Source organism: Endozoicomonas sp. ALD040 (genome assembly GCF_049275945.1).
Taxonomy (GTDB): domain Bacteria; phylum Pseudomonadota; class Gammaproteobacteria; order Pseudomonadales; family Endozoicomonadaceae; genus Endozoicomonas_A.
Window position 1 is genome coordinate 4766533 of record NZ_CP184829.1, and the last position, 24680, is coordinate 4791212.

Genomic DNA, 24680 nt, shown 5'->3' on the forward strand with positions numbered 1-24680 from the left:
TCAGCCCTGACCCATCATCGTTAAATTTAGCGGATTCGTCAGGTTCTGCGCCATTCTTTGGCTTACCGATGGAATAAACGATGGGCTCTCGCCACTGCGATTGCCTGAAAGGGTGTTTCTTTCCTGAACCAAACGCTGGTATTGCCGGTTCAGTTCCGTGTTATTCAGGTTCGCCACCATGGGTCGCTCACTCTCGGCTTCACCTGTGTCAGCGTCGTCTTTCTTAGCTACGGTCAGACTGCCCAGATTCAACAGCTGTTTCCCCCTGCCAATGATCCTGTTCAGTAAGGACTGGGTTCCGTTGCCCCCACCCTCAGCGGCCAAAGTTGCCTCTGGGATGCTTTCATTCAGTGAGCGGCTGCCATTTGACTGTAGGGTATCTACTTTCGCCAGCACCTCGCTCATGCTGAGCACCCGGTTATTGACGATCAGGCGCTCAACGGTATCGCCTTCCTGGCTGAAAAAGTTTTGCACCCGAAGGCTCTGGGTGGCATTGAGCGGATGGCTGCTATTGTCGCTGATTTTCAACCGGTTCTTATTCGACAAGACAGTCAGGATCAGATCCTCGTCCGACTTTTGATAGCCCAATGTCTGGCAATCATGGGTATTAATTTCGAGCTGGTCAGCGGTGCCCGTGGCGTTTGCCAGAAGCCATTGGCCGTTATCCATGTCATCGCCAGAGAAACGGTAAGTAGTGCTTTTTTCGTCGATTACATACTGATGTCCGGGGATGGTTTGCTCTGAAAGTGAATAACCAGACTCGAGTCGTCGACCGATCCTTTCCCTGTCATCCAGAATGCCGTCATCCAGTTCCAGGCTGTCTGGCCAGCCATTGGCGTAGATACGGTCAGGGTCCTGCCAGGTGCCTATTCTCACCAGGGGGTCGGCACCGGACGCCATCATTTTTATCCCTTCAGGCGACGGGAGACGCTGGTTGATGATGAGTTTGTCAGCGGCATAACAGTTCAGCGCCCGAATTTTCCTGGCTGGCTTGAAAGCCTGGGTTGCCAAAGCAATCTGACCATTTCGGTAGATAGTTAGAAAACCACTGTCATTTATTGTCATGGCCAGATGCAGGCGGGGGGAGGTAAAAAATGGCCTGACCCTTCGATGAAAGAACCTGGCACCCTCCGTTACCCTGACCTCCAGCCTCCCGGGTTTCAGGCTCAGGCTGATGGCATCAGAGCCGTCAGGCCCGGCAAAATGAATCAGCGTGCTCCCGGCCCGTGTTCCTCTGCCCAGCGGCAGGCCCTGGCGAATCCAGGCTGCCAGGATAAAACTGCCGCCGGTGACCGGAGGGGGCATCAAGCAGGATAAGCCGGCTGGGCAACCAGTCTGGTCATTGCTGTCAGGCGCATTACGCAGAGCCAGCGAACGCCAGCTTGCTGCCTGCAAATCCGTGAGGCTGACACCAACCATTCGAACACGGTTAAACGAAAAGGGAGCAAAAAACAGCTTCACGGCGCGGTTTTCCCAGCCGCTTTCCCTGCCACTATCCCTGCCACTATCCTTTAAACCCCCCAGCTCCAGACTGACAAGGTTATTGCCAGGACCGGGGTGAACACTGGCACCACTGCTTTTGAGGTGGAAAATATCATTTCCCGACTCCCCGAACAGCCCAGCCCCCGGCTTGACAGCACCCGAGAAGAAAAACACGTCATCACCTGGCCCGCCATGCACCGGTGCGGTGATATTGCCAAGCTGATAAGTGCTATCCAGTCGTTTATCCACAGTCAGCTTGGCGTGATAGTAATCTCGAAGGTTTTTGCCGCTCAGCAGCCTGCTTTCGTTGTTGGCCGGAGCAATTATTGTCAGGCGCCAGATATGCCGTTCCAGGCTGTTGATAAAGTGCCCGGTGACCAGGCTGCCATCCTCACGCACACACTGGGGAACGTGCCCTAAATCGATGCTGAAAAAGAAATGTCCGTCGTTGTCCACTTCCAGATGGGTATAATTTCCAGTCAGTCGCCAGTCCAGCTTTTCAGGTTGGACTCCGTGCAATATCAGGCTATTTCCGTTGTCCCGGTCGACGATCCGGGTGCCATTGGCCTGTGGGTAAATAACGTAAATATCCGGGCCCAGGTCGCCGGAAAGCAGGTCAGGCCCCAGGTTTGCCACCATCCGGTCACCCTCCCGGCTGCCATAATGCCTGTTGTATCCAGGTCCCCCTACGGTGGAGGTGATTGAACTGTTGCTCTTGATGCGGGGAGAGGAAATTCTGAAAGTATCATTGCCACCTCCGCCATCGACGACAATCCCGGCAAGGGCCGGAATGTTGAAAATATCGCCGGAATCGGGGCCCTTGAAAATCTCAAAATTACTGATAGCTGCCGACCATTTATCGAAAATGCCCTTGGATTTGGATTTGGATTTGGATTTGGATTTGGATTTGGATTTGGGTTTGGGTTTGGGCGACCTTTCCGTAAAAGACATATGACCTTTGACGTTTTTATCAGGAGGGCAGGATCCCGAATCGCTTGCATAACAGGCAAAGCTCACTGCTTTTTTTCTTAAAGACAGATTGAGCCGGACAAAATGCGGCTCGATGGTCATCTGGCTGAAATCTATCGTGTCGGTGCCCGGACCACCGTTTAAATGGGTGACCTTCGGCTGCTTCAGAAGAAAAAGGTAGTCATCTCCTCCCCTGCCATTAAAACTGTACAGAGAACCTCTGGACACATAAATGTTATCTTTATCATCACCGGAAAGTTTTATCTTGCCCTTCCCTGAGTCTTCCAGGACAAAGTTCTTGATCGTTAAACTCCTTTCCAGGTCAACAACTACACGATGGCTGTCGGGCAAATCAAAGAGCAGGGTATTGGCACCGCTGCCGCCGTCCAGCGAGGTACCATTTTGCCAACGGGCGTTAACAATGACCCGGTCGTCTCCGTCCCCCATGTGCACCTTGTCCAAACCACCCCCGGTGCTGAAAATATCCGTACCATTGCTGCCATAGTAGGAATCATCTCCCGAGGTCCCGGCAATCTGGACGATCCCATTGAATACGGTCTGGTGATAACGCCAGCTGCCTGTTTCCGTATTTCGCCATCGGGTCTGTGCGATCCCCTGGGTGACATTGACGGTCATGCCATCCAGTTCATATATTGTGGCAACCTTGAAGGTAAGAACCCTGATGTCTTGCCGCAGGCGCCGGATCCCATAAAGTAAGGAAGACTTGTCGTGTATTAGCTGATTATGTCCTTCCCTGCCAGCCATAACAGTGGTATCGCCCATGCCGACAATAAACTGGTTGTTGCCTCCCATATCCTGCAAAATGTCGCGCCCTCCCTTGCCAAGCAATATATTATCTGTGGAGGGATTGCCTGTTAGCCGATCATTGCCCGGACCACCGATAATGATGGGAACGCCAGAGTGTGAGTCTGAAGACAAGTCAAGCTGGACATCCGGTATAGTCATAGAGCTGTTGTACAGTCTGGTGGCTCCGCATAGCTTGATGAGCCCCATTGTCCTCTGAAAGGTATGACGCACCTCCAGCATGCCCAGGCCAGCCTCCATTGGCTGACCGGGGAACAGTTCGTGCCATTGTTTTGAGTACTGTTCTTTTCCTGATATCTGGTGACGGCCATAATGTTGTCTGCTGCCGTCTGCATCGGTTTTAACCAATTGTAAAGTCAGTGTGTGCTTTGCCGGGACAGAGAAAACCATCTCCTTGCCCTTGTCGAACGTGGCATGCACCTTCTGGGCGGGGGCTAAGCCTTCAAAGAGCACCTGCTGTTGGTTCGGCTTCAGGGTCAGCCTGCGTAAAAGACCGCTACGCTGGCTGCAACTGGAAGAGTCGAAACGAATCTCAATCCCCAGCCTGAGATTATTGCTTTCCTCACTGCTAATGCGGTGCAAACCGGCACCCAGGTTTTTTCCTTCATTGGCAAGACTCTCCAACTCAGTCTCGTCAGGCCACTGCTTGCGACGGAATTCACCTAAAGGTTTTCCGGGGTAGCGATTCAAAAATGCCAGCATCTGTGCTCTGGAAAAGGTATGGGTGTCCACTTTCCTGGTGACCTTGCAAGCACCTTTTCTTGAATCAAAATCGGTCAGGGTAGTGTTTTTCAGTTTCATCACATCCCCGGCTATGTGCCTCCAGTGGTCCGTATCCGTATCCAAATCCTTCCGGTACCAGTGGGTATTAAATTGCTTGACTGTGACCGGCGGGATGTCGGGGGTGTTAAAGTCCAGGGTGACGTTAGCATTGGGTTTCTGTTTGCTGAAAACCAGGTCCATGCGCTCGCTGAACGGGTTGACAGTCAGGCTGGCCAGCTGTCCGTGCTGCCGGGTGCAGCGGTCACTAAATCGTCCCCAGCGGATAACCAGAACTGGCCATTTTCCTGTCGAAGGTTCCTGAGGTTTGTGGACATAAAATTTTTGGTTAACAAGGTTGTTGCCACTCACCCTGATTGAGTCGGCATGAATGCCCGTGTAAACCTCGTGTTGACCATCACCCAGTATCACGGAGTTAAAACCGATTCTCAGCCAGATGGATGTCTTTCCGCCTTGAGTGATAACCGTGTCGTTGCCAGCTCCGACATCCAGGGTATTGGTGCCACCGGTGGCCATAAAAACCGTATTCTCGGAGTTGCCTTTGATCTTGTCGTTATGGGGGGAGTCTTGTATGACCTCGACACCGGTCACCACCTCCCCCTTCGACCGATCCCGGTTGGTCATATCCAGCCAGAGATCTTTTTTTCGAACCACGTAGGAAATAGTGTCTGTGCCGGGGCCGCCGTCCACCTTATTTTGATCGCTCAATACCGCCCGGTCATTGCCCTCTCCCAGTTTTATTGTGTCTGTGCCATTGCTGGCATAGACAAAATCGTCACCACCTCGCGTATTCACTATGTTGTTGCTATTTTTATCGCCCCTGAGATAAATGTTATCGCGCTGTTCGGTTCCGTAGACTTCCGAGCCGTCTTCGGAACCCAACAGATGCTCCATACCATCAACAGAGCCCCCGGTTACCAAGCTGTCCAGGAGGGTGGCGAAGAATTTGACAGCCTTATTAGTTTTGCTGGCCTCGAGCAGGCTGTTCTCTTTGAAAAACAACAGGGAGCGGTCAGTTTTCATCACGAAAACGCCTTTGAGCGAAAAATAGAGGTGGACTTGCTCTCGCGCGCTGCCGTACTGAACTTTGCCGAGGTAAAAGTAAGAACCTGTACCGTAAATATCAGAAATTCGACTGACGCCCAGGTGACCGGCGAAAGGTGTAACCTGCTCCATCAATGCCTTAGTCACCGATGACTGACCGCCAGGCCCTACACCAAACACACCGAAAAAGGATTTATCTGTTTCCTTTTCCTCGCCATCCGGATGGGTGCGCTTCAACTTCTGAAACTCAAGATAATCAGAAAAACGGTTACCCCAGACTCTGTTTTTCAAGTTAACCCAGAGTAATGGCTTAGAGTAACCATGAGCGTAGCGACGCGTGTCATGAATGGGACCGGATGGATGGCCATCAATCCTGAAGGTATTACGACCAATAGTGTACTGAGCCGTGAGATTACCTTTTGGCATCTGGCTGACCACAGAAAATGAGAACCTGGGCAGGACAAGCGTATCATTTCCGGGTCCGCCAAAAAGGTGTGCATAACCTAACCCCGGCGAAAGGCGGTCATTACCTGTTCCACCGTGCTGGTAGACTGCGCCGAGCTTGTCAATGAGCTGGTCATCGCCCGAGTCGCCATACTGGGATTTGCCGAAATAAATCTGATCGTTCCCCGGCCCGCCATAGCCAATGCCACCGATCTTTGACAGGTAGAGGGTGTCGTCCCCGTATCCCCCGTAAGCCTTACCTGTGTGCCCAATCCAGATAACATCATTGCCACTGCCCCCGTAACCTGTACCTGACTTTTCAATCCGGATAATGTCATTGCCACTGTCCCCGTAAGCCTTACCTGACTTTTCAATCCGGATATCGTCATCGCCACTGTCCCCGTAAGCTTCGCCTGACTCTTCAACCCGGATAATGTCATTGCCACTGCCCCCTGCTGCTCTGCCTTTTTTGACAATCAGCAAGTCGTTGCCCGGACCGCCATAAAGCTCACCCAGGTCAGTGATCAGGGTGTCATTGCCACCCAAACCAAAAAATCTCTTGTATCCTTTCCTGCCCTCTATATAGTCCGACAGGTACGTCCCTGACCCGGATCGCCTTACGTTTTGCCTGTCAACAATGGCATACCATTTGTCTTTGTCGAAATCATCCAGAAGAAACCACATAGTGGAGAACCTCAATGTCTCGAGGTTCTCGTCATACTTACTCTGGTCAAGATAATTACTGGCATCGTCGAACAGCATAAACCGCCTGTAGCCTGCTTTCTCAAAGTGCTCCATCTGCTGATCAAGCTGTCCATTGAATTGCGGGCTCTCCAATAAAGCGTTGAAATCCTCCTGGGCGGTGGGGGGCGGCATAATGGCCTGCAGGGCCGTTTGCACGAAACCTAACAGCATACTGATCAGGTCCACAACAAGACCCAGCTTTGGAAAGATGAAGTCCAGCGCCATACTCAGGACATCAAGGCCAATGGTAATGACATCCAGGGCTGCCATGGCACCATAAATGGCCGCCCGTTTATAGCTGCCAGCCTTTCTTGCCGCGTGGGCGTTTGCGGCATTAGCGGCCAGTGAAAGCGTACCAACTTCAAGAGAAAGGAGACCGCCTATAACGGGTAAAGTCCTGGCCACATTTCGTGACGCTTTCGGACCCAGCTTTAACGCGACGCCCAGGGCACCTGCCGGATTGTTGGTCTTGACAAGGGTTTTGCTCAGCGCCCAGTTGGCGCTCATGGTAAGACCGTAGACCGAGTTGGTGATGCCCAGGCTCGCACTCGCATAGGCCGAGTTCCTGGCATCAGGAGGCATCGAGTCGCCGTATTTTTCCAGGTTATTCAGTGTCACCGAAGCCAGGGCAAGGCCAGCGACGGCATTCCCTGCACCAACAACCATCCTGCCCGTATTAAATTTTGTACTGCGATCCAGCACGTCCAGCGTGCGCATGAACTTCCCTTGCAAGCTTTTCGACCCACCGCCTGACTTGCTGCCATCCGGGCTATCAGGCTCGAAGCTATCCCCGCCGGTATGGTCTTCACGAAGCTTAAGGCTCTCCACAAATTCCGGGCTTGCAAGCAGCTGTTGCTTTACATAGCGGGTGTCGTCGGGACTGTAGCCCGAATCATCGAGCAAGGTGACCACCCGATCAATGATTTGCTCCGGTTTCAGCCCCTGCCTTTGCGCCAGTGTTTGTCGTATGAGTTCAAGAAGCTCCTTGCGGAACGCCGGGCTGTCCATAATGTCTTCGGTGACCACCGCCGCAAAACGTCCCTGTTCCAGCAGCAGGAAGGCGTCTGCCAGCAACCCCTTGTCACCGGCACTCTGCCTGACATGGATGAAGTGATCACTGGCCTCAATGACATCCAGATGCCCGCTGACCCTGTCTATCAGGGCCATCGCGGTCCTGATCGGTCCGGAACCATCGCACAGAACACAGTCTGCATCGGGCAGTCTTGCTGCCTGACCGTCTGGCAAACCAGCCTTGTCCAGTGTCTGCAAGGTTCTCCGGAAATCACGGCCGGTGATATCAACCAGCTCAGCCATTTGGCCAAAATCAATATCACGCCTGAGTGCGGCAACGCTGTCGGCCACGTTCTGGCGAATCTTTCTGGCCAGAAGTCGGGCTCCGGAAAAATTCTCCCGCTTCAGCCTGTCCGCCAGCCCGATAAAGCTGGTCAGACGTTCCAGCAGGCCGGAGAGTGCCAGCTTGCCTTCCTTAACCGTGAACTCACTGACCAGCGACTCTGGTGACAGGCTTTCCACACCCTCTGGCAATCGGATTCGCTTCTGATGCAGGGCCAGGAATGTTTTTGCCTGATCCTCCGGTTTCTGGGCTTCCCGTGCCTGCAGCAGAGCCATTGCTGCGGCGGCGGTCAGCGGGCTGTCAGCGTCACCATTGCCCAGCACCAGTGTGCCTTGGGCAGGCATCAGGTAGGAGGCATCGGCGGTGATTGAGGGGTCGGTCAGCACCCGAATATTCAGGTCGCCAGAGGTCAGTGAAAATTCCTTTTTCCCGGTCAGGTTCAGCAGCCCGTTGAGCCGCTGATAAAGCCCGGTAGAAATCGTTTCAGGCAGAGAACCCAGGGCGCTGACCTCTGCCGCAAGTAACTTCCCGGCGATGGTTTCAGCCAGACCTGCCGGGATGGCTGACTGCCGGGCATAGTGCAGGAAACCATCAGCAAACTGCTGCCGGGTGACATGGTCCATCTTGTCAATAACGCCATTGACCTGGCCGGTCATGTTAATGTCCTTCAGTTCACTAAAAGCCTCATAATGGCGTGCCAGCTGTGACAGGTAAGCCTGAGTGGCTGCAGCGTTTTTGCCCGGATTAAGAGGCCGCCGTAACAGCCTCTTCAGGCCATCCTGTGACTGGAGTGACATAAGCGAGAAAGGATTGCCCGGGCCCGCCGGAGTTATTTTTATATAACGCCTTTTACCATCCGCCATAACCGCATAACGAGGGCTGCTGGCGAAGGTTTCAATGATCTGATCCTGCCCCGCTAAAGCCTGCACAGACGTGGGCTCTTTACCCTGGGCGTCCGGTTGTTGATTAACAGGCAACTGGAACGGCCTTCCGACGCGCCGTCGCAGTGCTACCGCCTCATGGAATACGGTGTCCACATCTTGCTTCAGATTGGCCAGCAGGCCAGTGTCAAAAGACTTCCAGCCGAGTCCCCGGGCAACAAAAGTGCAGGCTTTTTCCAATGCGACGAGAGTGGATATCCTCGGACTCTCTGGCGTATTTATCTCCAACCAAAGATCAACGTACATCAGTTTTGCGATGTCATCGATATCGCCGTCAGGCAGTATGGTCGTTACCGCATCGGTCACTCCCAAGCGTATCCGGCTGGCTGGCTGGCCGGTGTCACCCAGAACCTGCTCCATCTTCCAGTAGATAAAATGAACCAGCAGTGACTTCAGGTAAGTGCTGGCAACGACTTTTAGTCTGAAATGCTTTTTAGCGACCTCTATCTGTTGGGACAGGAAATTTTCTGCCGCCGCCCGACTTAACCCCAGCAGTCTGGCGTCGAGCAGGGATTCTATACCGGAACCAACGCTCCAGAAGGCCCGGTAATCCACGTTGACCAGCTCAGAGGTGAAGGGCAAGGCCTTGTAGGAGGCAATGGTATTATCAGAGCCATCTGGAACCAGGGGCGCTGAGGATTGTTTATCATTGACAACCTCGTTGAAAAGTTTTTTCTCACGGTCACTGGCTGTAATTTCCCCTTTAGCAAGGCTATCCCTTATTGCCTGAATCCTGGTCTTGTCATGCAACTCTAAATACGCCAATGCCCGGCGATAATCGGCTTTCGTACCTTTGGCTAACAGCAGGTTATGATGGCCTGCGACCAGTTGCCGATAGAGGCTTGTGCCTGAAGGGGGGTCAACCGCCAGAGTCAGTGCGTATTGACGGGTCAGTCCCAAGGGACGCGACTCCTTGTCAGGCAGTGTCGCGGTGTTGATCCCGAACTGCTGGCGCACCTGCTGGCGCAAGGCTGTCAGCGACCCTCCACCACCTTCAAGTGCCTTCAACAGACTGGCACCCACCAGGTTGGTCAGGGTTTCCCGGAAAATAAATGGCCTGTTCCTGTTCTTCGTGCCCAGCAATAACAGGGCGTGGGCACTGTTTTCCTCACTCACCTCGACACGACTGTCCACCAACGGCCAGAGCGGCCTGGGGCTGATTTTTATTTTAAAAGGGCTAATATCGGCAATGCCTGCATCCCTGACGGGTTGCACCAGCGCCTGAAGAAGCTGCGATAGACGAGGCTCCCCCATCCCCCGGGCAATGAATTGAATGTCGTTCTGTAATTGCTCTTTGCCAATACTGCCCTTCCGTTGCAGCTTGCGATAAAACTCCATGTGGACAACCAGCCTGATCGGCAAAAGACGGTCTGGCCAGCCATCAGGAAGCTGGAGGCGAAAGACCTGCTTGCGGTCGCCTTCGCTGTGAGTCAGGGTGTAGCCGGGCCCCCGGTTGGAAAAAGCCAGGTCATCCCGGCGACCCAGCGTGAACGTTTTTTGCCCGTCCTTGGTTTGAACCTGAGCCTGGTAACGGCCCAACCCGGTATCGAGGGTGAAAGCCGGGCGCTCCCAGCCAGGTCCCGGAAGCAATGGCGGATTTTTTTGCAGGAGATCAAGCCATTTATTGGCCCGCAGGGCATCCGCCCGCAACCTGGCTGGCTCTGTGGGTTCCAGCCCCCTGAGCCGCCGGTGAAAAAAATACTCCGCCAGCAGCGACTCACCGTCGGTCAGGGATGGCTTGTTGAGCAAATCAACAAGGGTGTCATCCAGGTTGTTGGTCTGCTGTGGGGACAGTGATAACAGAGTACGCTTGATCGCGTCCCGGTAATAGTCCGGGTCGGTAACTGCTGGAGCCCAACCAAGCTCGGTCCTTAAAGCAGCGACAGCCTGCGGGCTGTCAGGTGACTCCTGTCTCAACAGGGCCAGCAAACCGCTAAGCTCACCGCCTGCCGGAGCGGACAGGGGGCCGTTCTGGCTTTCAATAGCAATGAGAGGCTGATCATTCAGCCGGGTGACCGGTTGCCGCCCGGTGCTGGTCAGGGCAAGGGTTTTTCGGTTACCAGTGGTGACCGGTACATTGCCGCAGGAATCCGCAGCGAGGGGAAGTTGTCCGGGCTCGGCCCATTCCTTGCGCACGGCCTGTGCGTCCGTAAGAACCGCCTCTGCACGGCTTAGCCAGCGCAATAATCCCTGTTGTTCTGCCGCTGTGAAGGCGATGCCCCGTCGGTCTTTCAGAGCATCGGTCAACACCTCTTCAAGCTGCCCGGCGAGGTTGTTGATCCCGGCCAGTGCTTTCAGCTCACTGTCATCAAGCACGGCTGTGACCACGTCCGCCGGATCAGCCAGCAGTGCGGGCTGCGATGTCACCATGCGCTGACTGACCAGCCCACTCCAGGCCAGCTGCGTTAACAGTGAGCGAAGGTTTCTCAGCCCTGCACGACCAGCGTCGGATAACCGGTCAACCCGTTGGTTGCAATAATACTGAACCCGCTGAAACAGTCGACGGGTTTCCATATCCCCTATCAGCCGGGCAAAGCCGGACAGAGGCTCAGCAATGGCTTGATAGGCAATGCGGACCCGATGGCGGTTTTTCACAGTCGTTATCCCGCCCGCTGAGGTGACCTCCTGAACAGGGGTATGGGCTGATGCCGTGGCCAGCACGGGCAGCAGGTCGTACTGCTTACGAAGCTGGTTTTCCAGTTGCAGCAGCGTCCGGGCACTGGTGATTTTAGCCCCCTGCAACCAGGTCATGGCGATGGCTGGTGAGTTCACCTTATCAGTACTGACCAGTGCTGCCCGACACAAATCCTTCAGGACCGAGGCCAGTGCTCCCAGGTAATTACTGGTGGAGTGGCGTTGCCCGGTCAACACCGCCGGGTCAACCTTCAGCACCACAAGCCGGTTGCCACTGGTGTCCCCGCTGTCCCCGGGACGATAGGGTATCACCCGGTCAGCAAGAGCCTGTTTGCCAAACCTGATCACCAGCCTGAGAGGGGCAGGGGGCTTCATACCGGGCAGCAGCTGACTGTCCAGCTCGGTCATAGTGGCGGGTTTGATGAAACTGTCAGGGAACCCCAGGGCATTGACCAGACGCTGTCCTGCGGAGCTGGCAACAAAGACTCTCAGTTCTGACAAGAGCCGTTCGGCCTGATTCGCCAGTTTCTGGCCGGGACGGTAGTCGGCAGGAAGGATCACGGCTATCCTGTCGTCTGTGCCCGTCAGCGTCCGTAGCTCGGAACTGCTCGCTGACAGCCAGTGGCGGGCGGCGGCTAACTGATCCTTCAGCGATTCCTTCGGGTTGAGTTTGAACAGCCCGTTTGTCCCTGCGGCGGCGTCGTCCAGTTTCACGCCATAAATCGTCTTTCCATGGTCGTTTTTTTCCAGCACCGGAATAAGGGTTTTACTGTTACTGTCGTACGACGCTAACAGCTTATCTCCGGATTGCAAACTCACTGCCCGGTAGTGACCGTCAGCTTCCGAAATCAGCTGATAAACCTTGCCATCGGAACGCCTGACCGCCACGGACGAAGTGGCCAATGTTGGGTCTGAAAACACCCGCTCAGCTGGGGAGTCGTTGCTATCGTGGATGCTGTCATAAACGGAAGCCTGGCCCAGGGGGGTGGCAGTAATATCCTTGTCTGAGCGCCTGAGCACCTGGTACAGCTCATCGTTGTGGTTAAGGAACTCAACTTTGTAATAAGGTTTGTTGGTATCGGTGTAACTGATATCCGTGCTGTCAATGTCCAAAAAGGGGCGGTCCGCCAGATTTCCTGCTGATAGCAGGCGAGTACTGCACCCGTCGACCCCACGTCGGCAGCGTTTGTTGTCTTGCGCCTCAGGGTCTTCGATGACAACCACTGACTCTCTGTCGCTGTCGTCGCCGCTGCCAGACTCAACCAGCCGGTAGGTCGATGACTTAAACCCGTCAGCATCGGTTACCTGGGCTTGCGAATCGAACGTTGTTTTAAGTGTGTCTATGTAGTCAATCAGTTCCCACTGCTGAGGGGCCTGGTGAGTCAGGGCACCCTTCAGAAATTTGATCTGCCTGGGAGTGAAAGCCTCCCTGAACAGGACTCTGTCACCATCAGGCAGGTTGCGGTCAAACTCATACAGCGCCTCGGCAAAGGTTTGAACAGCCGGGTTATCCTGGTCCCCCTGAATTTGGTCAAAGAGCTGTTCAAGGCCCAATGAAATTGATCCAGGCTTCTGATCGAACAGCCATTTTAGCGTCCGTTTCACGCCTTCCTGACTGACGGATCCAGCATAAAGTTTTGGTAAATCCGGGCTGTTGTCTCTCGGAAGGGTATTATCCAGGTGCCGCGCCGCAGGCAGGGAATCCCATCGCTGGACAGAATCAAAATCAACAGTGTCGCCCAGTTGACGCAGTCGCTCCGCCTCCTCTGGCCAGACCGACTGGAACAGACTGGCATCAACAGCCTCTACACTCTTGGCCAGACCCATGGCGTAGAACCGGCCAACCACTTCGTTAAAGAATCTGTAACTCTGCAAAGGGTTATCCTTCATCCCAAACTCAATCGTTACAGCGGCATCCCCGACCTGCAACCGGGACTTCTGCAGGGGAATATGGGGATTTAACTGCCAGTGGAGAGGCCGGCCCGCACTCAGGTCAAGCGCCCCCCCCTCCTGAAGTCGTTGGCGATAGATTTCCGGTCCAAAGTCACTGAACGTTTTAATAAGCCACTGGACATCATGCTGGTAACGGTCGGGATGCAGCTGTCTATCCTGCATCGCTTGCCGGTAGAGTCTGACGCTGTTGTGCGTATCCAGAAACGACCCTGGAAACTGGCTGCTGTATGAACTGGCGAGCATTAGCAGCCCTTGCGGATACGGCTTGAGTGATGGCTCTCCAGTCACCGGCTCCGGGGAGTCGGCCAGCACAGGTATGATCCCCTCGTCAGTCTCCAGCCTGAAGCCATGACTTCCGTCTTCGGGTAATGTCACACGCCTGATGCGAAACGCCGGCGGTGTCCCGTCCTGATCATCCTGACTGATCTGCTGATTCACTTCCGACAGCTGGATTCGGGTAAGGGCAAGGGCCAGCTGCTTGATACTGTCCTCTGGATACTGCAAGCGATATTGACCCAGCGCCACCACTACTGCGGAACGCTGCAATTGGGGCAATGAAGAGAAGTACTCCAAAAACTGCGGCCAGTCGGCTTTACCCACCCCGGACATCGCCAATTCAAGAAACGCACGGGTAACCTCTGGATCACTGCCCAGCCAGTCCGGTTTCAAAGCCAATCGGAGCTGGCTCCGGAGGTTATCGGGGGGGGCCGGGTTTCGGAGCAACAGGCGTTTGACCATGCCGCTTTGACCCGGCAAGGCCAGGTCCAGAAGATATTGGCCATCGGCGTTTCTGGAGACAGGTCGCGCTCTGCTGTCCTCTGACATCTGGCCAGTCCAGAGCTCTCGATATTTTTTGTTATCTTTCAGGGGCAGCGAGTAGTAATCCGGCAGCGTGCCGGGCAGCAACATGGCGCCGTTGGCAAGGCGGTAATCCAAAGCCATCCCTAGCAGGTCTTTGATCCTGACGCCCGCTTGCAGATCCGGGGCACCCGGCTTTGCAATGACAGTGAGCTTCGTTTCCAGTTCCTGAGTGACCTGTTGCAGGCCAACACGGTGAATGTAGTCACTGAGTAAGGCAGCGGCACTGTTGGAAAGGCAGGTATGGATATAATCTGCCAGCCTTATTCCCGGAAACAGGGATTTCCCGTGGGGGGCGTCCCTCGACAGCCGGTACAACAACAGGGTAAGCAGCGACCTTAACTGAGCATGGATTGCCCTGTAATCGCCTGAGGCCGGGGCAATATCTGTCACGAACTGTTTGGCAGCCTTCAGGCTGGCCAGCAGCCGCTCCCCTTCAGGGCTGTCACTGTCAGCAAACAGGGCAGCGAACACCGGCCTGTCCAGATCCTCAAAGGGCAGCCTCAGGATGATTCCGGTATCTGAGCCGTCGGTGGTTTTTGCCCGGTCAATGGGCTGCCCTTCAGAGCCTGACCGGTCGCTAAAATACTCCTTGTAGACCTCATCGTAATCTTTTGTATTGTCCGGATGAGTCAGCGTCGAGATCATTTTATCCAGCGCATAAAAATCGGCTGCCAGAGAAAGCCTGTGAGTGTCCAGGTCATCCGGGGAGAGTGGGGCTGTTACCAATTGCAATCCCGGCTGACCTTCGGCACCAAGCCATTTCAGAGTCGTTAAAGGTGAGCCATTGATCTCTGTCAGGCTCTGCTGCACCGTGCTGTCCCATCCGGCAGGTCGGGAGACAGCGTCGGTTACTCTTTCAAGAACGATCTGGCCAGTTGCACTGTCCTTTTTTACCGCCGCTATTTTGGCAAGCTGCACCAGGGGAGCCAGCCCCATTTCCTGGCGAACCCTTGTTTCAATGTCTTTATCGTCCGGGGCGGCAGGCTGACTGCTATCATCCATGTCGTAGCCGGATTTAACCAGGTCAACAAACACTGGGATCAAGCTGGACAAACGGATCTTTTGACTGGCACTGGGATCAATGATCACTTGTCTGTCAGCCGTTTCTTCGCCAGCCAGTGTTAACGTAACAACGATTTGCTGCTTTCCATCGCTTGCTTTTGGGGCATCAAAAATCAGGTACTGATAACGGCCGGACGTGAAACTCTCTTCAAATTTTTTCAGGTAATCTTTGCCCAGAGGTGTTGCCAGGAAGTTCCTGATAGCATCGGGTAATAAATGATAATTCGCCCCGGCATAACCGAAGTATTCAGGGGTGACCCTTAACATTATCCCCCTGCTCAGTGTGATACCAGGAAGGCGTCGTTTTAAATCGCGGCCACTATAAAGCGCGTCAAGACTTCTGGCATCTATTATTGCATCCAGGCCACTGATTAATGGTGCGCGCCTTTCATTCAGGGTCTGTTTCAGAAAAGTGCAGCCGTCACTCCCGATAACCTGACGCAGAGTCAGTGCTGCCCGGCCATCCGGCAGGTTCCTGTGTGTCTTCACCACTGCTGAGGCAAAGGTGTCCAGATATACTCCGGTGTTTTGACGGTGGTAGTTCCGAATCCGATGAAAAGCCTCTGTCAGACTGTCCTGATCATAGCGGGTGGACAACCCGTACAGAACCCGGGCGAAATCCTCAACCGACCCGGAAGCAAACTGCCAATTGTGATCGGGGTTGCCGATGCCATCCACAAACTGTGTGTAAAGGGCGTCCTGCTGCTCTGGAAAAATAGCCAGAGTCAGTTCTTTGGTCAGGCCATAGTTGCGGTCAGTCTTGATTGACGACAATCCCCAGATCGCCCGCAAATCCTTTTGCGCCTGATGGAGCGCGGCCACATCGGGATGGTTTAACAAGGCTATTGCGAAAAGCTTTCCTATAGGGGTAGCTTTATGGTTATCTTGCGTCGCGTCTTTTATTCCCACTGTCAGGGTCAGCGGATTCTTGTTCAGTTGACTCTGGTACGGGTGCCAGTGGGGGTCAAGAACAATCGTTATTTCCTGCGACACACGGCGCAGAGACATTCCGTACCCGGACAGCACCTCTCCTGATTTAAGCACCGGCTTAATAAAACCTTCGCTTTCATCACCAGAAAACAGTTTCAGAAGTGTATTGAGTTCAGTAGACAGATTAAGCTCTGCCAGCTGTTGCCAGCGGGCCTGACGGTCAGTGGCTGCCACAGGAAGCGGTTGCTCCTCGCTGGTTATCCGCTGAAGATCCACAGACACTATTTTTTGCAACTGCACCAGAGTGTCCCAGGCTGATCCTGACGACCCGCCGGTTATTGCCCTGAGATTGGCAGTCAGCAGCAACCGGGCCACTCGTTCCTGCCCGATTGGGTCCTGTGTTTCATGCGGACGGTTGACGAAGGAGCGGGTGACATGTTCGAGCTTTGCCTGGCTGAGTCGACCCAAACGGTCGAGGATGGACTGCTTCACCCAGCTCTGGAAATGCGAAGTTTTGGTTTCAGGGCTGACCAGGGATTGAGCTTTTCCTAAAAAAATCCCGTCAACCTCCGGGTCTGCTCCCAGTAACCCCGGGGTTTGAACGGACTTTATTACCGAAACCGTGAAAGAGTCGGGAGGGGAAAAAGCCATCTTATCGAGATTGGGCCAGAGTTTTCGAACCTCCACTGTCCCGAGAAAATGGGCTTGACCCTCTTCATCAACATAAGAAGTGACGCCATGTCTTGAGGATGCATTTGTGATATCTACGTAACCCAGCTTCGGGCTTTTGTTCTCGCCCTGGGGTAATTCGAAAAAATCTGAGCCATGGTTGTAGGGGATAATCATCGCCCCATGTTCGACACGATGATCCAACATGTCGGTGAACAACAATTTTAACCTGGCTTGCAATCGCTGTTCGGGAACCTTCCACTCCCTGCCAATTCCTTCAGCCTCAGATCCCACCGTGGCCAGATCATTGACCGTTTCCTGCATCAACGAAGTAAAGCTTTGCCAGCCGTAATTCTGGATGGCTGTCTTAAGTTGTTCGGCCTCCGACTCAGAGATGGCAGTCATTAAAAAATCAGCGGTACCCAGTCTCAGTAATCCTCTGAGTTTATTGATAGAGGTACCTGCAAGACTCATTTTCCCCCTCTTGAAATTGTTGGTTGAACTGTCTAATGCCTGCTTGTACAAATGCATGGTAAACATGGATTTCAGCAAGTCAGAATTCAGATTCAGCTTTTCTGAAATGACAGCGGCTTTATACTGGCTCCACTCAAAAACCTGCCTTAATGTGTCGCTTTTATCCGAGACAAAAAGATCGGGAATATAGGAGGTTATATCCCCAATCAAACTAAGGTCGACCCCAATATTGACATGAATACGATAAGGTGGTGACTGTGCTCCTGCCGCTACCGCTGCCCCCATCTTGCCAGACAACAATGAAATCTGACTGTCTTTAAATTCATCAAAACTGGATAACTTGAAATTTTTTAAATTACCTTCGGGGTTATTGCCAAGTAGCTGATCATTATAAGCCTCAACCAAACCACTGACGGTAACCCCCCCTTCAGGTATATTCGCTAAAACAGAGGCCAGCGTTTTGGTTGCAAGAAATAAATCTGAGGACTCACTGAGATAAGCCGAGAGAGGTTTGGGGCCGGTAACAATTTCAATGATGGTGCGACCTTCATGGCTATCAGTAGACAGGAGTATATTAGGAAAATCAGAGTTAATACGCTCATCAGGATTAAATTGAGAGTATGCAAGGTTTTTCCTCGCTTCAGTGTCCACACTTGTGATGAGATTCTCTATTTCAAGGCCGGCCCGTCCCTTGAAAGGGTCGAAGGGAACAACGATAATGCTTTTCTTTTCTGGTAATGCCTTGATGCCAAATTTACGCAGCATTTTTTTGCGAAGGGTTTCATAATCTCCGTTGATTCCTTTTAGCAGACCGGATGCAACAATATAACGAGCTATCAGGCCTGATAAGGTCTGATGTTGTTCAACCTCTATTTGTCCTTTGATGAAATACTGGCTCGGATCCACTTTCAGAACACAACCGGTATTCTTAACCAGAACCGGCTGCGGCATTTCTGTAGCGGATGGAGTACCCGATGGATCGGGAGGAGTAATGACCAGCAATAGCCGGACAGAGTCGGGTATTTTGACCTGGTCGAAGCCGCTACCGGCAGAACCATCAATAACCCCCTGATCCACCAGCTTCTGGAGGTCGCCAAAGGCCTGGCTCCGATCTTTCGCCAGAGCGCCGGAAAAAACCTTGAATTCAGGGACGGTGCTGAGCCATCTAAGGCTTTTGATAATCTTACTGTGTATTGAAAACAGGTGTTCGGAAGGAGCATTCTGTTCAAGAGCATTCTGATCACGAACATATTTGATAAACCCGGCAGAGAACAAGATCGCGACCTTGGTCTGCGAACCATTATCGCCATAGGAGCCTGGTGTTACTTCACTGATAATTCCGGGACTGTTCTCCTTTATTCCTTTGCTATAGACGTCCATGTAATGAGAAGGCATGGTGCCGGTGTACGAAGTTTTGTCTGGCGGGTTTTCCATATTGCCCAGACTTGACAATAACCTGCTCCTGGTATTAACGGTTAAATCGGAGCTGGTTAATCGTTGTTTCAATATCTGGTATTGCGATGCCTGCAACTGCAGCACCGACCGCAGTTGTGCATCCTGCATCTCTTTCCAGAAATTTGTGTATACCTTAACCAGAGCTTCTACAAAAGTATTAACAGAGGTCGCCGGATTCATTGCAATGCGGCTAATAACGTTGCTGACCGAATCGCTGAGTTTCCCTTCCGAATCCAATACCTCCATAGCCCGCTGGAAATCATCTACAGAACCCACGGCAAACTTAAGATCATGGTTCTTACTGTCACGGATCAGTGCCCGGTAAAGCGGATCGCCAGTGAATTGCCGAAGTGTCAGAGCATTGTCAAAACCGTAATCCCCCTCAGGATTATCACGGTAATCCATTTGCCATATCTCCATAGCCCCGATTAGATAGCGAGCATTTGGAGCCATTGCCCGGATTCGCAGACACAGGGCCATCCCGTAGGATTGGGTCAGCACCCGGGCCAGGCGGGCGTCAGACGCCTCTTCTGGTACATCCTTCACTCCAACCCGGACGATGATCGACTTATTTGATTGCCATGGATGGACAATTGCCTCACTGTCCTGGATGAATCGGTCTTGCTCCAGAAGAATATCAAGGTTCGGCTTTTTAGCCTCAAAACCAGACTCTATTTCCCATTTTCGCCAGGCCAAAAGGGTATCGACAAATTGATTAGGTTTGTCGAAATAACGAAACACAGGTCCCTGTTTTTTTGGCATTCCATTCAGTTTCAGCAGCTCACGCACCTGAGAGCGATAGGTACTGTCCTGAATGGTCGAGATAAAAAGTGGCGAACGAGCCCCCAGAGTGACTCGCGAATGCAAGCCACGATAGTCATTCGTGTCGATGGTCTTCAAAGGATCCAGAGTAATCGTGCGTTGGTATTTTCCCGATTCTGGGACCAGGACGACAAAGGTCTTTTCTTCGGGGGCCCGGACGAGTAATTCTGCGATCAGAAACTTCTGCTGGTAATCCGGTTTGTGACCGATGTCCAGAGCCTTCACTGCGCTGGCTGCCAGGCGAATCAACAGTCTTCGTATCAGACTCCGAAGAGCCTTAGGCTCCGTGTCGAGGTTAATAACTTCAGTGGCCAGTGTGACTACATCAGCCATCGGCAGCCGGGTTATTTTTTCAGCAAGCTGCTCTCCTGCCAGGAAATCTGAATGCCGGGAATAGGCTAACTCAATGGTATTGATCAGCGTCTGGGCATTACGCGGCCCCAGCGGCCCTGAGGACTGAAGCATAAACAGGATATTGCGCAGATTATCCGGAAAAGCCGCGTTGTTACTTTCTGGCAGGTCCAGCAGAACATAAGTTACGCCCGAAGGGTCGGTGACAACAGGCAGGTATTTGCTGTCATCAAAAGCCTCTCCGTGAATCCTGGTCACAGGATCTGTAAAACCGACAGCGTCATGGGGAACTCTTTTATTAATCCCAAGGGAAAGTGTTTTTTGCAGCCACTGTCCCTGCTTATGCCATTCTCTGGCGTTCAGTCTCGGTATTTTTTCGTCTGCTTTGTCCGCCAGAAAGTGACCCAATAACTTTTTCAGAGACTTGATATACCACTGGCTCAAGTCGGCAAAGTCATTTTGCAACTGCTGGCCACGGAGAGCCTGCAGGTCACCTTTTCCCAATACCGAAGTCATCAGCTCAAGGCTGGAGACCCGGAACGGATCTATGTCATTGCCTCCGGGTGCCACAATGTCCTGCACAGACCCAAGCAACAGGCGGGTAAACAATGCAGCCATGACCTCGGATGGCGAGTTTGCAACTCCCATGGCCAGCAGATACCCCTCCTGCTGGATCCGGGCAAAATTCTCTTGCGCCAGGGGATCGTCATAGGCCAGCTGACCCACTCCGGAAAACGGGTCACCGATTGAGTCTGCGCGGACAAAGGCGCTTATCTGACGTCTTTCTTCTGGCTGAGGCTCTTTTGAGGCAAGAGGAAGCTCGACATCGGCAACCGGCAAAGGCATCAACCGGTAAGGAGACAGGTCATCACCGGTGTTTTGATACAGTCGACGGTTGTAATGCTCAATCAGGTCAGAGAGTTTCTGCCTGCCATTGTTTTCGATCATCGTTTCAAGCAGTAAGCGTCTGGCCTGATCGAAATGACGGTCATTCCTGCCCAGATGGGCATAATCCCTGCCGGGGGGCAACGCGGGCAAATTCCGGAGTTTTTTCACCAGCCCATCTGCAACCGGAAGCTGGCGGGCCATTAACTGGCCCCGATCGTCTTTCTCAAGCACCAGCTTGACGCGATGGTCTGACTGTGACCAGAGGATATTGCCATCAGCGGGCAGGGTGCCAGTCCATTTACGGCCAAGCATATCCACTGCCACCAGTGCGTTGCGGACGGTGATGCGTTCTGTCCGGATTTCAGCAAACAGTGTTCTGGCGAACGCTTCTACAGGGTAATGCTCGCCGCTGGCATCAGCACCACAACCCACCAGACTGACAGTCCTGACAAACTGCCCACCGGTTATGCGCTCGAGCACTTCAGCCAGTTGCTCAACCGTCTTGCCGCCCAGAAGAAACTTGCCGGAACCGGTCTTTTTATCCTGAACCTTGGAACCATGACCAACAACAATAATACGTGTGTCGTCTGTAATAAAACTGGCTTTCACAACCCTGGATTCAATGATATAACCTGCTTTCTCATCAATCAGGGAGCCATCAGGCATCAGTCGTATAAGACGGCTGAAATCGGGCTGGTATTTATTTCTCAGGTATGAGCTGGCTCTGGCTTCATTGTCGCTGTTACCGAGCTGGAGAATGACCTGGTTTTTATAACGGCTGTCTCGCTCATTGGTCAGTTCATAACGCACGATTTTATCAGTATCGTTAAGCCAGCTACTGGATTTTTCATCCGTATCAAAACTCACTGAATCAATCCTTGCCAGTGGGTTAATTTGCGTGAAATAGGATTTTAATTTGTAATCAAAAAGATCCTCTTCTGGAAGCAAAGCAATGAGATAGCTTTTGATGACGTGAATAATCAAACCCGGCCCGGTTAAATGCAACGTCGATCCAGATCTTCTAACTAATCCATCAACTCGATAGTTAATTATATCTTTGGCCAAATCGTTATCGATTCCCAATTCATTGACGATTGACTCTTTCATTTGCTCAACTGTATCGACATCGATACTCTCGTCATAAGAGTTTTCCGTGTCGCCTATTCCCAGCCGATCAATCAATTTGAGACGCCTTATTATTTCTCGCTTAACTGCCTTGAGAACTTCACTTTCTGGCGGCGCGATAATAAAGTTGTTGTTGGGATTGATTGCTTCTTTAAATTCTAATGTTATTTCTATTGAGCCAGGAATAGCCTTGAATGAGCCTGGAAAAGTAAAAAGAGGCTCTTTCCCATGATTAACGATGGCTTCTTTGACAGCCTTAAAAAAATCAGGGTATATTTCTTTGAATCTGTTATATTCTCTCCGTATTTCTGGATCAGGTGTTCTGTTAAAAAACAGTTGTTCCGGGCCTGGGTCAGCAAAATAATCCATAATCATATGGTTAATTAAATGACTCAGTCTTCCTGAATGTAAAATTTCACTTGGGATTTCAATCCCTTTAAACAATTTTTCATTATAATGAGGCAGCGTGTCGACATCCAAATAGACACCTCCCCCCTTCAGCAGTACCACTCTTACCAAATCAGAGGCTGCAGCAAAAATCCCTCTCAAGCCAAGTTCTCTCACGTACAACGCTTTCATGCTGGTTTCATCGCCTGACTGCCAGAGTTGATTGATATCTGCCAGCATGAATCCCCCGGATCCGGTGTTGCCCCGGAGCCCGGTCAGCTCTTTGGCGAGATCTGTGAACTCCTGCAGACTTTGCCTTTGTATTTGTGTTAATTCTTCTTGATCCATCCCCAGGTGGTTGACTAAAAATATCTTCGCCATGTCGTCAAAGGTTTTGCCCTGGGCGAGGCCTTTTTTTATAGTGCTGTAGGCCAGATCTTGTAGATGACACAAACGCGTCAAAAACTCCACTCTGGCTTGTTCATGTACCAGGAATGACTCGGCTATTTTCTCATCGGCAACAGCCTTATATATTTCCCGGGTAAGCACGGGCGCCAGAAATGCCTGTGGGTCGTACCAGAGCCTTAGCGACCATGAGGGAACCATCTTACTCCAGACCCTGAGATGGTCTTTAACCCCTTCGTTGAGACGACCAATCCAGATAAAGTTAAGCTTTTCAGGAACCTCCACCAAAGCATCCAGCAGGTACTGATTTATTGCCGCCGCCAGGTGGGAGGCCGCTGATTCCCCACTCAGAATTGCGGGCAGGTTTTTCTGCATCCGATAGACAAGCATGTACTTTTTCAGGGCACTTTCACTTCCCTCCTTCTGGCGAAGTTGGTCAAATTCTGCAATTTTCGTCTCCAGTGCTTCTAAATCACTCGGTTTGAGAAAACTCAGCAGACCCGGCTTCAAACGGTGCCTGAACATCGCCAGAGTTGGCACCAGGTCATCGGGATTGACGGTGGGCCCCAGCAACCCGCTGTCCTGTGATAACACAGAGGGCAGCCGCCGGAGTCCAGTGGCACCTTCAGCCAATGTGTCTTTTTCAGACCAGCGTTCGACGGTGATTTCACCGTTACTCTTACGACGCGCTTTCAGCTTGTCAGAGTGGTCGGCCAGTGACCAGGTGACCGGATCTGTTTCTGAGACCAGGCCAACCCATAGGCGCCCCCAGATATCGACTCTCAAAAGACCGTCACGGGCAGTCACTGCCGAGGTTTTTGTTGTTTTCAGAATTTCTTTCAGGTAGTCGCTGACAAGCCCATTGTCGTCAATGCCTGAGCCAACCAGGTTAATGGTTTTAACCGGTGTATCAGCCGTCAATTCATTGATTTTTTTTGACAGTTCTAACGCGGTTTGGCCACTCAGGGTAAATTCCCCGTTCCCGGAGTCACCCAGACCCACCATATGAATTCGGCTTTTACTGTCCAGAAATCTGCCAATATCGACATTGTTGACCTTTGCGCCTGTCTCTCCATCTGACCAGGCATCGTTATTCTTGACCAGCCAACGGATTGAACGATAACTACCTCCCGCCAGTTGACCATTGTTGTGTTTGCGAAACAGATAACGGCTGGCCCTGGCAATCGGGCTATCATCACCAGGCTCCATCTGGATAACCAATTGTTGGCTGTATTGGCTTCTGCTCTGTGGATCGGTGTTGGTATTGACTGTGATATCTTTTTCACGCTCCCAGACAGCCAGTGCTTTGCTGGAAATCGTATAGTGTTCGTTGGAAGACAATTCAGGAATATCCAGCGAATCTCTGTGGTCTCCAGTCCAACCCATTACACTATTGCTTTGCTCCAGCGCATTATTACCACTCAGTATTTGATAGCTATCTGCAAACGTTGATATACCCCCGAGTCGATAACGAACCAATGGCGGGGGGGCTTTCTGATGCCAGGTGAAAAACGTTCTTGTATCCTCGATAGTTTTCCAATCTGTCATGTCGAACAACTTATATTGATCAATCGTCTGATAAGCGGTTAAAAGGTGGTTTTGGACCATCTCCATGGTCTTGCTGCCCTGTGATGCTGCAAAAAATAAACTTGGGGCTTTTTCCAATGGCAGGTATATCTCACTGGGAATGACTTTAACTTCTCCCAGGGGCTTAAATAGTTGCGACCGATCAGAGTTCGTCAGGCTCCGTTCAATATCGCCTTTAAACTTGGGGTATTTTTCACCGAACCAGACGAGATCATCTGAAACCTTCTGTTCTATTGCAGGATCCTGATCTTCGGGAAGGAATTCCCTGCCGAACCTTCGGATGACAAGCTCTGTCAGTGCCATCCGTATCCTATCCCAATCTGTTTTGATGAGGCCTGAATGGTCAATTTCCTTGAAAAGATCCTCATTAATGGCAGGTGAAAGTTTCGTGTCAGAACAAACGCCACCGAGAGTGTCAATCACCCTGGTTTTCACCAGTGCAATGGCTGCAGGCAGGTGGCCACGCAACCCCAGCTCCCTGAGATAGTAACTTT

Annotated in this window: 1 protein-coding gene (running past one end of the window); it reads right to left on the reverse strand. The window is 52.3% G+C overall.

Annotated features, from left to right (window positions below):
* Positions 1-24680, reverse strand: partial view of a TcdA/TcdB catalytic glycosyltransferase domain-containing protein gene (locus ACOJUN_RS17895; RefSeq protein ID WP_422133270.1) — the 3' portion only. The gene runs 3721 nt beyond the window's last position; only the last 24680 of its 28401 coding nucleotides appear in the window; its start codon lies off the right edge, out of view; its stop codon occupies positions 1-3.